Source organism: Bacillus cereus group sp. TH152-1LC (assembly GCF_027710505.1).
Classification (GTDB): Bacteria; Bacillota; Bacilli; order Bacillales; family Bacillaceae_G; genus Bacillus_A; species Bacillus_A mobilis.
The window spans coordinates 40,662-53,521 of the sequence record NZ_JAQFNK010000002.1 but is presented as its reverse complement, the minus strand read 5'-3'; the positions used below and the strand labels follow the sequence as shown (position 1 = coordinate 53,521).

Here is a 12,860-nt window from a genome sequence, read left to right as displayed (position 1 = left end):
CTACTTTATATTTCATATGTAAACTCTGTACTATTTTACAACTGCATCTTCATTAGCTGCAAAACTCTCTGTCTTTCCCTCTTTTAATTCATAATAATACGAAGGTAATTCTATATTATGTTCTAAGAGATAATCCTCAATTAATGAAATAATCACTTTCAACGTTTTCAATCGAGCATATAATTTATCGTTACTCGCGATAATTTGCCATTTTGCATTTGGCTTATTTGTTTTTTCAAACATGTCTTCCATCGCTTCAACATACTCATCCCATTTTTCACGGTTGCGCCAATCTTCGTCTGTAATTTTCCATTTTTTCAAAGGGTTGTTCTCTCTATCTTTAAACCGCTTTAATTGTTCATCTTTACTAATATGATAGAAAAACTTTCCGACTATATAATGATCATCTGTTAATAGTTTTTCAAAATCATTAATCTCATCATACGCTCTCATCCACTCTTCCTTTGTAGCAAAACCTTCCACACGCTCAACTAACACACGGCCGTACCATGAGCGATCAAAAATAGTAATTTGCCCGTACTGAGGAAGTTTCCGCCAGAAACGTTGCAAGTAATGGTACCGTTTTTCATGAGGTGCTGGTGCTCCAATTGGATTGACTTGGAACCCACGTGGATCAAGGTGTTCTGTCACTCGCTTAATCGCTCCGCCTTTTCCAGCCGCATCCCAGCCTTCCATAACGAACATAACTGCGATTTTTTCTTCTTTTACTATTTGCTGTAATGCTAATAAGCGCCTTTGATATTTTTCAAGTTTCTTATTGTACTTAGATTTCGATTCAATTCTTTTCGTTACATTCACTTTAGCAAGATGTCCATTTTCCATAAAACAAATCCCCCTTGTTGTATGACAATGTTATTTTAACATATTTTTGGAAATTTTTTCACATTAGAAAAAACTGTGTAGAAAAATCTCTACACAGCTTTCATAAAAAATACAGCAGTTAATATTCGCATTTAAAATGTAAATTACATTCATGAGGCTCATAAACATCACCTTACATTATATGGTATATACTCACATGAAGAGAAGATACTAATAAATAAATCCGTTACAGAATGGGAGCTCTCTAAAAATGAAACGAATACTATTTTCTCTCTTTGCACTAATCTGTTTAGCACTACCAATACAAGCTAGTGCATACACATTTCAATCACTACCAATTGAATCAAAGTCAAAACAGTGGTATATCGAAATCGATCAATCTTATAGTGCAAACAAGCAAGCAGTGCAGCCAAAACAAGGTGTATACGATACATATCGTTTACTCGTAAAAAACATCGGTAATGATGTGTCAAACGTAGCTGTAGAAATAGTTGATAACACTCCTACTTCTAAAGCTACTTTTAATCCTACTACATTACATAACAACGTTTCAAAAAGCCATACAAGCTTTGACTATATCGTATTCCCATTAGACTTTAATAGCCATAATTTCAAAGTCGTCATCACTTGGGAAGAAAACAGTTTCTCTTACAACGGCCATCCGGTAAATGAGGGGAAACAACTGAAACAAACATTTGTTTTTAATGAGGAATAATCCCTAATTTGATTAGGGCTTACTCTTCATTTATAAAACCAGATTGAATTGCTTCTGTTACTTCTTTTGTGATATCCAGTTTTGTTGCATCGGTGCTAATTTTCTTATGCCCAATATGTACGGAAGGCTTTTCGTTACAAAAATGTTTTATTAATACTAGTTGGTTATATGCTAGCTTATTTTCTCTATAGGTAGCAATGTAGACTGTAAAATTTTTTGCTTCAAAGACCTTTTCCTGCAAAGTGTATTGTCTGTCCAATTCCTTTACTACTATATCGTTCAAGTTTTCTATAATCATATAAGTCGTTCCCCTTCCCTTATATCATCAATCAAATCGTCGAATACTTGGTACACATAACGCTATTCCAATTGTTACAAGTACTAATATAGCTAGTGTTATAATCGTTATCTCACCACCTATGACAGTAGCTAACCATCCTACAACCACATAACCTAGTGGCAATAAAGCAAATGAACCTAGCATATCAAGGCTTGCCACCCTTCCAAAGGCTTCTTCTGGCACAAGCTCTTGTAAACTTGTTTCCCAAATGAGTCCAAATATCATCATACCGAATCCTTCAATTGCCATTAATCCAATTAATGCAGGTGCCCAAGCAATAAACGGCATTATTAAGAGCGCACAACCACTTATTAATACACCACCATAGGCAAGTAATCCCCGCCTATGCCACCGTTCCCTCCCGCCAAATATTAGCGCGGCAATTACAGCCCCAACACCAGAAGATGCCATTCCTAATCCATACACGTATGCTTCAAAATGATGATGAACATTAAATAACCATGGAATTAATACGACGATAATGCCGGCATAACAAATGTTTACAAAAGAAAAAACTAAAATTGTAACCCACAGCCACGGATGACTTTTTAAAACGAAAACCCCCTCCATAAACTCTTGTTTGTAATCAGTCTTCCTCTTTTCGATGGGTTTTACTTTTTTAAACTTTATTTCTCTTAAAAATAATAAACAAAAAAATGATAACAAATACGTTACTGCATCCAGTCCAAATCCTATTCCCGCAGATGCAACTGAAACGATCAATCCTCCAAGAGCCGGTCCAATTAGTCGTATACCTTGATTACTCATTTGCGTTAATGCATTAGCTGCATTACGAATTTCCGGTACAAATACTTTCGCCCTTACAGCCGCATATGCTGGTTGGAATATCCCTTCCATAAGCCCATATAATGCTACAAGTACATATAGAAGTGGAATTGTTAAAACGTCCATAAATATAAGTGTCGCAAGTAAAAGCATTAGTATACAGCGAATTATATCTGTTAATAACATTAATTTCACTCGATCAATTCGATCTACAACTAAACCTGCAAACGGTAAAGCAAGAATATTAGGTAGCATGTACATTGCCATAGTCATTCCCATTACAACTGTTGAACCAGTTAATGAATACACAACGACTGGCAAAATAACCATCGTTATCGAACTACCTAAAGTCGAAAGTAATTGCCCAATCCACAAAAATTTAAAATGTGGTGACGCTTTAACTGGCAATAACAATTTACCGACATAACTTACATGTTTCTCTGTTCGTATTTCTCCTTGCATACTTCTCCCCTCTTTTCAAATTAAGTTAACACCGAATATAAAACAGAAAATTCAATCTTCAATACTTTTAATTATATATGAAACTGTTAAATTATTGGTAAAAGTAAAATAGAAACTCCTAATAAATCTACCAATATTACATGTTAAATATAAATAAAAAAGGTGTTTCCATAAATGAAAACACCTTTTTTATATTATAATTTTAAGTTATTCTTTAATGTCCAATATTTTTCTTGAGCATTTTCAAATGAAAATTCTACCCAACCGTTTGGATCTTCATGATATACATTTACTTTCTTACCATTTTCTAATTTTCCAACTTCATTTTGTGTAACATTTGGTACACTCTTAATTGTATAGCCAAATGGATATGGCACTTGATAGTAAGAGCCTACTAATTGAACAGTAGCTGTTGCATCTTTTGCATAATCTTTATATGGAATATCTTTTCCTAATGCCTCTACATTTAATGTATTAGGATTTTTCGGTAATCGTTTTACATTTTCATAATCTTTCTTGTTAAACGGTTTAATACGCTCCATAATATTAGCGATTTTGCCAGCCCATTCTTTATCTGTTGCATACTTTTCATTCATAGCAGGTAATGTGTAACCGCTGAAATAATTTGCACCTTCTTCTAAGTAGTTCTTCCTTACATAATCAGCATTGTAAGAAATACTTTCCTTATATGACGGTAAATATTTTGCATATGCAAATGGGTCACGATCATATGCTCTTAAGCCAAATAAATTATGTTTACGATATGCAATTTCTGATTTACCGTACGCTGATTCTAAGATTGCATGTGCAGCTAAATATAGTGCGCTCACACCATACTCATTTTGTGCTTGAATAAAATCTTTACCAGTTCCAATAAGTGGACTATCTGAATGAGATTTTTTAATGAAATTATCAATCTCTAGTGCCGTTACGTTAGATGGCAAAGTTACGTCTAGATTAATATACGATGGTTGTTCAACAGGAACATCATTTTTAATTTTCATCGCTTTATATAAAAGTTGCGCATAGCTTTCACGTGTTAATACACCTGATGGATCAAATCCTCCAAGCCCATTTCCTACCGATACACCATTGGATTGTAATGCACTAATTGCTTCTTTTGCCCACCAATGTGTTGCATCTATATCATTAAATGTATGTGGTGCTTTTACTTCTAATTTAAATGCTCTTTGCAAAATAACAGACATTTCAGCACGAGTTAATGATTCTTTCGGTCTAAACGTCCCTTTACCATCACCTACGAAAATCCCCATATCTGTTAATGCCAAAATTTCTTTTGGGAACATCGTCGTTCCTGCACTAATATCAGAGTATGGATTTTTATAATCGCTTTTTACTTCTGGTTTTAAAGCGCGATACATTAATGCTGCTACTTGCTCACGAGTTACAACATCTCCAAAGCCAAATTTACCATTATCGTAACCTACAATAACCCCTTTTGACGTTAAATCAGTAATCGCTTCAAGTGCCCAATGATTTTTCGGAACGTCTGGAAATTCTTTTGTAGATGCAAACGAAGTTGCTGGAGCCAGCACTACTTGAAGTGCAACTGTCACTGCCAACACATTAGAAATAACTTTTTTCATAAATTGTTTAACACGTTTTCTATATGCTTGTCCCGTGTTAACTTGCCTCCCTTTATCGTATAATTTTCCCTATTAAACTAACAAACTCTTAATTAGTCAACAGTAAAAGTATACGTGATAAAAATAAACTAATCTACCATTATTTTATTCATAATCAGCATAATACGATATATCTTTTTATTCTGTTATAAATTTACATAAAAAGCCCACCTCTATATAGACGATGGACTTAGCAATCAACATTCTTATTTAGCTAAACGATATTTTGAAACATCGAAACCTTTCCACTCATAATAATCCAAAATCCCAGCATAAACTGCCTCAGCAGCAATTTGTCTTCCTGATTCATCAGCTAATTTACCATTATCTATATTATTATCAATAAAGGCAAGCTCTGTTAAAACTGCTGGTACTGTATTATTATTTACTACATAAAATGAATGATTGTCTTTTATATTTCTATCTCTTGTATGTAGTGCTTCTACTACTCGTTTTTGAATTTTCTTCGCTAATACTTCGCTATCCTTTTCAATCTGTGTCTCTTCTCCACGCTTGGATTTTTTATAATAATATGTTTCCGTTCCATGACCATCATGATTTTCAGAAGAATTTGCATGAATGCTTACAAATATATCTCCATTGTGCTCTTGGCCAAATTTCACTCGATTCGCAAGAGATTCATTTTTGTTACTGCCTGGATTTCCATTCTCTTCACGTGTTAACAAAGCTTTTAAAGGTGTATTTTTTTCTAACAACTTCTGTAATCTTAAAGAAGTATCAAATACAATTCCACTTTCCTCTACACCTTGTCCCGGATTCCCTGGATCAAATCCTCCATGACCAGGATCAATAATAACTACCTTTTCTACTAAAGGATTGCCTACTTTAAGTGAGTCAGTCTTTGCAATAAACTGTGCTGCTTCTGCTTTTGTTACAGTTTTCTTAGGCTCCCACTTCTCACCAGTACCAAGAGAAATGCCTAATTCAACTAGGATGTTAGCTTTTTCTTTACCCCAGTTTAATGTTTCTAAATCTTTGAATTTAGTTGCTGGAATACCGTTTACTTTAGACTCTAATTTGTAAGCTTCTACAAGAAGAGACGCCATTGAAACACGGTCGATTTTCCCGTCTGGCTCGAATCCATTGCCTGTACCTTTAACAACGCCAGCTTTTTCTACAGCTGCGATGACTGGAGTAGCCCAGTGTTTTTGAGAATCACCGAAAGATGGTTTAGCATTATTATCAATTCGTAAGTTTAAAATTTTAGCCATCATTGTAGCTGCTTCTGCACGAGTAATTTCTTTTCCAGGCTCGAACATTCCTTTATCGTTACCTGTAACTGCACCTTTATCTACTAAATAGTAAATAGAATCTTCTGCCCAATGTTTAGCTATGATATCTGGAAATTTTTTTGTTTGTGCGAAACTACTAGATGAATAAGATAATATACTAGCTGCGATTAATCCTGCTGCGATTATTCTATTTTTCATAGAATATATTCCCCTCTCAAGTACAATATATTTATATAACAGACTAATTATAGTTCTGAAAATTAGTAATAGTCAATTGGAATTTGTATATTTTTGTATTATTATTGTATTTTTTGTCATATATAACTATAGTTAAAAACTATAAGGTTTTATAAGAGGAGAGATTCATATGAGCAACAATTGGAAAGATATAGAACACCGTATTTACACGATGTGTATGATTCAGCAGAATAACAAAGTATTGCTAATACAGCGCCCCGATCATCTAGGTTTCCCTGGTTATATCGCTCCTGGCGGTAAAGTAGATTTTCCAGAAAGTATCGTTAAAGCTGCTACACGAGAAGTAAAAGAAGAAACTGGATTACTTGTCTCAAATTTAAGTTTTAAAGGATTAGATGAATACGTAAATCCGAAAGAAAATGTTCGATATATGGTATTTAATTATTGGACAGACTCATTTGATGGTGAACTTCTTATGAACCCTCCTGAAGGCGAATTATTATGGGTACCAATTGATGAAGCACTAAATCTTCCTATGCAAGATTGGTTTAAAGAGAGATTCCCATTATTTTTTGAAAAAGGTACGTTTGAAATTCAACGCATTTGGGACCGAGACTTAGATAAACAAGTTGCTATGACAATTACGCATACATAAAAAAGCTTGGAATCTCTCCAAGCTTTTCCTACTTCTCCTCTATTTTCTTAATCTCATAATCAATTTCTAAAAACTTAACTCCAAATATCCACATTCTATGATTAGCTTCTAATATGTGATCCGTGCTCTCTTTAATAATAAACGTCTCTGCTAGCGGTAAATGTATTGTAAAGAAACGAGTATGTAAATAAATCCCCTCATCTCCCTTACCATTTTCTCTTAGCTTACTAGTAATAATTAAATCATTACTCTTATTACATAATTTCAAAACCCCCGTCATATTCGAATATGGTAAAGGCAATGCAATATTCATATATGTCTCATTCTCATGTGTATGTTTTGAGTAAAGAGCTACAAAAATAGATTCTTCTGCTTCATTTTTTCTTAGCCAAGCCCTTACATTCTCTCTTCCATCCTTCGCATCTATTATCCCAATGATAGAGCCATGCATCATTTCCCACTTGCCGCCCATTCCTAAATGTATTTGTCCTACACGTTTACTCATTTTCTCATAGCAAAATGCAACCGGGCGGAACCAACGAGCCCATTTAATATGCGATTGTAACTCATACTCTTTTGTATTTTCATAAAAACGAATAATACTTAAAGGAATCTTCGTCACGTCAAATGCTTCACTATGATAATCATTCATTTTATCAACTAAACCTCTGTATTCCTTGCTATCTATTAAACTTCTGTTATGTAAAAATACTTCCCCAACTGTCGGATTTCCTCTTAACCTGCTCATTGGTTTCCCGTAATATTTATAATTCGGATCACTTTTTTCAATCATCCAGCCGACAAATGCTGGTAACGCCACTCCAATTCCATTGACAACACCGTGAATCCAAACCATTTGAGCAATTGTAATCGTCATTACATGTTTCAAATTCCCATATGAATATATAAGTGAAAACATAATTGTTACCATGAGTGTACTAGACGATATGGTCAGAAGAACCTTTGCACTGATAGCATTAAATTTCGTGCGCCAAACATAAATCCCATAACCATAAATCGCACATAAATATAGGAACACTGCAAAAAATTCAAATACTCTTGAGTACGTAATTCCTATCGCAACTGTCATAGGTGAAATGACGATGATAAACATAATAACATCATATACTTTACTTCTCTTTTCTCTTTTCCTCCCAATTAAACCAACTGATAACGGCAATAGAAATGCTGAATAATGAAAGTGTGCAGCTGTGAGTAACACAATGTCAGAGCTAAAATGCATAATGGGAATTTTTGCTACTGAAGCTAAAAACCAGAAACCACCTAAAAACAAATATATAAACGCACTATCAATAGCTGTCTCTTCTAACGGTTTCCATCCTCTTTCTAGCACTCTACTTACACCAAATAACGCGACAAGTCCAGTATATACAAACCAAAGTAACGCAAATAAATAGTGATTTGTTACGAAAGCTAACATTGCACTAATTGCTGCGATTGGATATAAAAACGATACAAATTTATAAAAGAATACATACGATCCATTTCTTGTTTCCTTATCAATAATGAAAAATGACATCGGTATAAATAACAAAATAGATAATAATATAATTGCTTCAACTGGGTTTATATTTGACCACTCATATATTAGAAAAATAGTATAACAAGCAAGTCCAACTATTATATTTTTCATATTATTTATTTCCTCTCCACAAATGTTCCCTTATATGAAAATAATGAACCAATTAACGGATTTCGTACTTGTACATGAATTCGAAAGCATTGTAGTGTTTCATCATAACTTTCTACAATGTTGGCCTCTCCGTATAAAAACCTAGGTAACGGGACTCTCCTTCCAAACATGTAAAACCATTGTTTCTTTGAAGAAATATGCATTGCCCCCACCTCATCAATATGAAAATTCAATGTAGAAACAAGTATGTGCGGCTCACCAAAATAATCTACAATTTCATTATTCTCTTCATCCAACTGCATAACAGCATTAAAATATCTTTTCTTATTATGAAAATAAAAAGTACGATTCCACCGCACAAGTTCATCTCCATGTTCATCTCGCTCTGCGGTATTATGTATTGTAAATGGCACTTCCTTCCCCCGCTCAGAGAAAAACATTCTAAACTTCGATGCAATTTTTAATATTAATTTTACGAAAATAGAACCTCCGTAAATTTCATCCATCTTTCCTTCTCCAGTAAAGCTATTTTCTTCCGTAATCTCATAGCGTTTCTGTAATTTCGGATGAAGTTTTTTATAAGAATCCCCTAATAGTCTTTCATACATATTAGCCATACATTATCCCTTTCTCTTCCTCTTGCAATTTTTTGCGCTTGGCAAATTCGTGCTATTTATATAGCCGACAATTGATAACCCCATTAGTAGAACATTTAATGTAATTGGATTAAATGGCTCTGTAAAGCTTACGATATTCGTAAATCCTGCCGCTATCGTTAAGGCTATTAAAATAAAAATATGTACGACAAATACTTTTCGTTTCGGCAATGGCAACAGCCATAGGACACCAAAAATAATTTCTAGTAATCCAATTATTTTAAGTACAAAAATACTATGTTCAGTTGAACCAATCATCACAGATAGCATTTTTACTTCTTCTGAATGAGTAAACACTAGTTTCGGCACTATTCCTTGATACATCCATACAAATGCAAATAAAAAACATACGAGCCAGTATGTCATTGTTCTTCTAATTAGTAATCTAGGGTGCAATCCCTTTTCTAACCATAATTTTAAAGCATCAAAACTCCAAGCAGTCGCCCAGCCCAATAACGGCCGAAACATATAGATATCTATTACATTCCCTATACGACCAAACCTCGTATTATAATCATATTGTGTCTCAAAATGAATGTGTTCTTTACACGGTGTATACTTCCAATAACCACGCCCTATTTGAATAAGTGATAATTGATTGTCTGTCCAAAATTTTAAAGAAGAAATCCGTTCACCTGTTTCTTTTCTTATTTCACCTATCGATTCCCCTTCACCAGCTATTTCAAGTCCAAATCCGATTTTTGTTTTATATAAAAACTTCTGTGGCTCTCCTTCCGTTTTCTCTAAATACGAAATTTCAGTAAAGCGAGCATCCCATTCTGTATGTATATCTGGTTTCTGCGTATATCCCCATAATTTTTCCATTGTTGTATTCATTTCTGCCGAAACATAAATAGGCTTTTTTCCCTTCATTCTTCCACCTCCTATGCACTATAAGTTTAATGTACATGCAATGAATTTATTTTGCTACATTTTTCACAAACTCTTTTAAGAAAAGAAAGAATTTTTAAAATTTATACAAAACACTTGATTCCCCGAAAAATTTAAATTATTATAAAACAAATGTTACCAACAACTTCATAAATCAAACACTCTCGCCTAAAACGTGAGATAGAGGTTGCGATACTTATGATTATTCTAATGGAGACACAGAGATGTCTATGAAATTAGATGAAAGGAAGTATTGCCGAAATCGATAATTTTCTCTGCATTTATCGATTGGGGCTGTTTTCGAATAGAAACAGAACTGTCATATGTACAGAAGTGTATGTATGAAGAGCTATCTACAAAAAAGAGATATTATTTTTATGATATTCCTTTTTTGGCGGTTTTTTTATTAGCTCCGTTTTCTGTTTCCCTTTTCCTGTAACAGCACCATCCTCACCTATTTGAGATGGTGTTTTTTGTTTTTCTCTGGTAACTACAGGAATATTGGGATTTATATATGTCCTAATCTATTCTTAAAAATGGATGAAAGAAGGAATTCGTAATGGAAACGATTGTACAAAAATTTGGTGGCACTTCTGTCGGAAATGTCGCGCGCATTCAACATGTAGCAAATTTAATTATTGAAGAATATGAACGAGGGCATAGTATCGTCTCTGTCGTTTCAGCAATGGGAAAGAGCACAGATGAACTTGTAGCACTCGCTAACGCGATTTCAGAAAATCCAAGTAAACGTGAAATGGATATGCTTCTATCAACAGGAGAGCAAGTTACTATTTCATTATTAACGATGGCACTCCAAGCAAAAGGTTATAACGCGATTTCATTAACAGGATGGCAAGCTGGTATTACGACAGAATCTGTACATAGTAGTGCACGGATTACTGACATTCATACAGATCGAATTCAATCTTATCTTACTGAAGGTACGATTGTTATCGTAGCTGGCTTCCAAGGAGTTAGTGAAAACCATGAAATTACAACGCTTGGACGCGGTGGTTCTGATACAACTGCTGTTGCATTAGCTGCTGCACTGAAAGCAAAAAAATGCGATATTTACACGGATGTGACCGGTGTTTATTCGACGGACCCACGAGTTGTAAAAAATGCTTATAAATTAGATGAAATTTCTTATGACGAAATGCTAGAGCTAGCAAATCTCGGTGCTGGTGTATTACACCCACGTGCTGTTGAATTTGCTAAAAATCATAATGTCATTTTAGAAGTTCGCTCAAGTATGGAACAAGAAAACGGAACAATTGTAAAAGGAGAATGTAACATGGAACAACAATCAATCGTTAAAGGTATTGCATTTGAAGATAATATTACACGCGTCACAATGAAAGGATTGGAACAAGGTTCACTTTCAACAGTTTTCTCTACATTAGCAGCGGCACATATTAATGTAGATATCATCATTCAAAGTATTACAAATGAAGGAACTGTTCACCTCTCCTTCTCAATCCATTCTAATGATTTAAAAGAAACATTAGAGGTATTAGAACAACATCAAGAAACATTACAATATGAATCTGTAGAATATGAAAATCATTTAGCTAAAGTATCAATTGTAGGATCTGGTATGGTCTCTAATCCCGGTGTTGCTGCGAATATGTTCACTACTTTAAAAGAAGAAGATATTCATATTAAAATGGTAAGTACATCAGAAATTAAAGTGTCTGTCGTTATTGACCGCCTTCATTTAGTAACAGGTGTTGAGGCACTGCATCAATCATTTATGGCGAAAATTGAGCCTTTAGTGCAGATGAGTTAATTTCCACTAGTAAAACTAAAAACAAATTATATGAATCTATTTCTTTCCTATATAAATAGAAACAGGATAGGACTATTTTGCGGGAAAGTCGAAGTTATATTATCGAATAGAAACTACACTATCAAATTCTTAAAATGATAGCATTCACGAAAGAAAGTTCATGCGTATATCAATAGTAGAAGGTTTCCGAAGTTTTGTTCGTTAATAAAATGTTTATTCTATACCCGAAAACACCTTGTCATATTTCCCCACACTGTGACAAGGTGTTTTTTGTTTATAGGAGATTTTAGTATAATTATGAGGATGGTTAGATAATAAATTTATACATATAAAGGAGATAAAGACTATGGCAAACAACAAGTTACTAAGAATGGACAATGTCAGCATCGTTGTAGAATCTCTTGATAACGCAATATCTTTCTTCGAAGAGATTGGATTAAAACTAGAAGGACGCGCTACTGTCGAAGGTGAATGGGCCGGTCGCGTAACTGGACTCGGTTCTCAGTGCGTGGAGATTGCTATGATGGTTACCCCAGATGGCCATAGCCGAATTGAACTTTCGCGATTTCTCACACCACCTACTATTGCAGATCACCGGACACCTCCTGTAAATGCCCTCGGTTATTTGCGCGTCATGTTCACCGTTGAAGACATTGACGAAATGGTATCGAGACTTACTAAGCATGGTGCTCAGCTCGTTGGCGAAATAGTTCAATACGAGGACTCGTATCGACTTTGCTACATTCGTGGAACGGAAGGAATTTTAATCGGTTTAGCGGAAGAAATCGGTAACAAATAAGTAATGTTTTACTAAAGTAAAAATAATTGAAAGAACTTTACGCTTAATAAAGCTTAGATTTCCAACCCCGTCCTAACTTTAGAACGGGGTTATGCTTATTTGAGCTTTTTAACATACTATCAACATCCCAAAATCATCATAAAACAATTGGATTTCTTGTTATACTCTTTCCT

The 12,860-nt window shown here is 34.4% G+C and carries 12 protein-coding genes and 1 riboswitch; of the genes, 4 read left to right on the top strand and 8 right to left on the bottom strand.

The features are described from left to right. Positions 1 to 30 precede the first annotated feature (30 nt). Positions 31 to 843 (bottom strand): polyphosphate kinase 2 family protein, encoded by an 813-nt coding sequence (locus PDL00_RS06900; RefSeq protein WP_270727945.1) that lies wholly within the window; start codon positions 841 to 843, stop codon positions 31 to 33. A gap of 250 nt (positions 844 to 1,093) precedes the next feature. Between PDL00_RS06900 and PDL00_RS06895 the strand changes: the two genes are divergently transcribed. After that, the gene (locus PDL00_RS06895) at positions 1,094 to 1,558 is read left to right on the top strand and encodes a hypothetical protein (protein WP_242254892.1); all 465 of its coding nucleotides are present in this window, start codon (positions 1,094 to 1,096) and stop codon (positions 1,556 to 1,558) included. Positions 1,559 to 1,577: 19 nt separating this feature from the next. Here the strand turns inward: PDL00_RS06895 and PDL00_RS06890 are convergent, their stop codons facing one another. The 4 genes from PDL00_RS06890 to PDL00_RS06875 all read right to left on the bottom strand — a co-directional run bounded on the left by PDL00_RS06890 (position 1,578) and on the right by PDL00_RS06875 (position 6,243). Beyond that, a complete protein-coding gene (locus PDL00_RS06890; RefSeq protein WP_242254890.1) occupies positions 1,578 to 1,856 on the bottom strand; it encodes a hypothetical protein in 279 nt (92 codons plus the stop codon). Positions 1,857 to 1,883: 27 nt separating this feature from the next. Continuing rightward, positions 1,884 to 3,146 (bottom strand): MFS transporter, encoded by a 1,263-nt coding sequence (locus tag PDL00_RS06885; protein ID WP_270727941.1) that lies wholly within the window; start codon positions 3,144 to 3,146, stop codon positions 1,884 to 1,886. Between the two features lie 194 nt (positions 3,147 to 3,340). Further along, positions 3,341 to 4,753 (bottom strand): S-layer homology domain-containing protein, encoded by a 1,413-nt coding sequence (locus PDL00_RS06880; RefSeq protein WP_270727938.1) that lies wholly within the window; start codon positions 4,751 to 4,753, stop codon positions 3,341 to 3,343. A 245-nt stretch (positions 4,754 to 4,998) separates the two neighbouring features. Beyond that, a complete protein-coding gene (locus PDL00_RS06875) occupies positions 4,999 to 6,243 on the bottom strand; it encodes an N-acetylmuramoyl-L-alanine amidase (protein ID WP_270727936.1) in 1,245 nt (414 codons plus the stop codon). A 169-nt stretch (positions 6,244 to 6,412) separates the two neighbouring features. Between PDL00_RS06875 and PDL00_RS06870 the strand changes: the two genes are divergently transcribed. Then, positions 6,413 to 6,898 (top strand): 8-oxo-dGTP diphosphatase, encoded by a 486-nt coding sequence (locus PDL00_RS06870; RefSeq protein ID WP_242254886.1) that lies wholly within the window; start codon positions 6,413 to 6,415, stop codon positions 6,896 to 6,898. A 28-nt stretch (positions 6,899 to 6,926) separates the two neighbouring features. Here PDL00_RS06870 and PDL00_RS06865 read toward each other — a convergent pair whose 3' ends face one another. Genes PDL00_RS06865 through PDL00_RS06855 form a run of 3 tightly spaced genes read right to left on the bottom strand, consistent with a single transcriptional unit; the run spans position 6,927 to position 10,081 of the window. Then, complete coding sequence (locus tag PDL00_RS06865) at positions 6,927 to 8,552, bottom strand: YndJ family protein (protein WP_270727932.1); 1,626 nt, start codon at positions 8,550 to 8,552, stop codon at positions 6,927 to 6,929. A gap of 5 nt (positions 8,553 to 8,557) precedes the next feature. Beyond that, positions 8,558 to 9,169, bottom strand: a complete 612-nt coding sequence (locus PDL00_RS06860) for a DUF4166 domain-containing protein (protein ID WP_242254884.1) — start codon at positions 9,167 to 9,169, stop codon at positions 8,558 to 8,560. A 3-nt stretch (positions 9,170 to 9,172) separates the two neighbouring features. After that, positions 9,173 to 10,081: a DoxX-like family protein gene (locus PDL00_RS06855; protein WP_270727928.1), complete on the bottom strand. Its 909-nt coding sequence runs from the start codon at positions 10,079 to 10,081 to the stop codon at positions 9,173 to 9,175. A gap of 191 nt (positions 10,082 to 10,272) precedes the next feature. Continuing rightward, a riboswitch (Lysine riboswitch) is annotated at positions 10,273 to 10,459 on the top strand. Positions 10,460 to 10,658: 199 nt separating this feature from the next. Between PDL00_RS06855 and PDL00_RS06850 the strand changes: the two genes are divergently transcribed. Then, entirely contained in the window at positions 10,659 to 11,888 is a 1,230-nt protein-coding gene (locus tag PDL00_RS06850) for an aspartate kinase (RefSeq protein ID WP_270727925.1), read from the top strand. A gap of 346 nt (positions 11,889 to 12,234) precedes the next feature. Further along, positions 12,235 to 12,687, top strand: coding sequence for a VOC family protein (locus PDL00_RS06845; RefSeq protein WP_270727921.1), 453 nt, complete (start codon positions 12,235 to 12,237; stop codon positions 12,685 to 12,687). Positions 12,688 to 12,860: the final 173 nt, after the last annotated feature.

What these genes read in the sequence shown, in the direction of transcription:
- PDL00_RS06900 (WP_270727945.1), bottom strand. Translation starts at nt 843, where the DNA reads ATGGAAAATGGACATCTTGCTAAAGTGAATGTAACGAAAAGAATTGAA.
- PDL00_RS06895 (WP_242254892.1), top strand. Translation starts at nt 1,094, where the DNA reads ATGAAACGAATACTATTTTCTCTCTTTGCACTAATCTGTTTAGCACTA.
- PDL00_RS06890 (WP_242254890.1), bottom strand. Translation starts at nt 1,856, where the DNA reads ATGATTATAGAAAACTTGAACGATATAGTAGTAAAGGAATTGGACAGA.
- PDL00_RS06885 (WP_270727941.1), bottom strand. Translation starts at nt 3,146, where the DNA reads ATGCAAGGAGAAATACGAACAGAGAAACATGTAAGTTATGTCGGTAAA.
- PDL00_RS06880 (WP_270727938.1), bottom strand. Translation starts at nt 4,753, where the DNA reads ATGAAAAAAGTTATTTCTAATGTGTTGGCAGTGACAGTTGCACTTCAA.
- PDL00_RS06875 (WP_270727936.1), bottom strand. Translation starts at nt 6,243, where the DNA reads ATGAAAAATAGAATAATCGCAGCAGGATTAATCGCAGCTAGTATATTA.
- PDL00_RS06870 (WP_242254886.1), top strand. Translation starts at nt 6,413, where the DNA reads ATGAGCAACAATTGGAAAGATATAGAACACCGTATTTACACGATGTGT.
- PDL00_RS06865 (WP_270727932.1), bottom strand. Translation starts at nt 8,552, where the DNA reads ATGAAAAATATAATAGTTGGACTTGCTTGTTATACTATTTTTCTAATA.
- PDL00_RS06860 (WP_242254884.1), bottom strand. Translation starts at nt 9,169, where the DNA reads ATGGCTAATATGTATGAAAGACTATTAGGGGATTCTTATAAAAAACTT.
- PDL00_RS06855 (WP_270727928.1), bottom strand. Translation starts at nt 10,081, where the DNA reads ATGAAGGGAAAAAAGCCTATTTATGTTTCGGCAGAAATGAATACAACA.
- PDL00_RS06850 (WP_270727925.1), top strand. Translation starts at nt 10,659, where the DNA reads ATGGAAACGATTGTACAAAAATTTGGTGGCACTTCTGTCGGAAATGTC.
- PDL00_RS06845 (WP_270727921.1), top strand. Translation starts at nt 12,235, where the DNA reads ATGGCAAACAACAAGTTACTAAGAATGGACAATGTCAGCATCGTTGTA.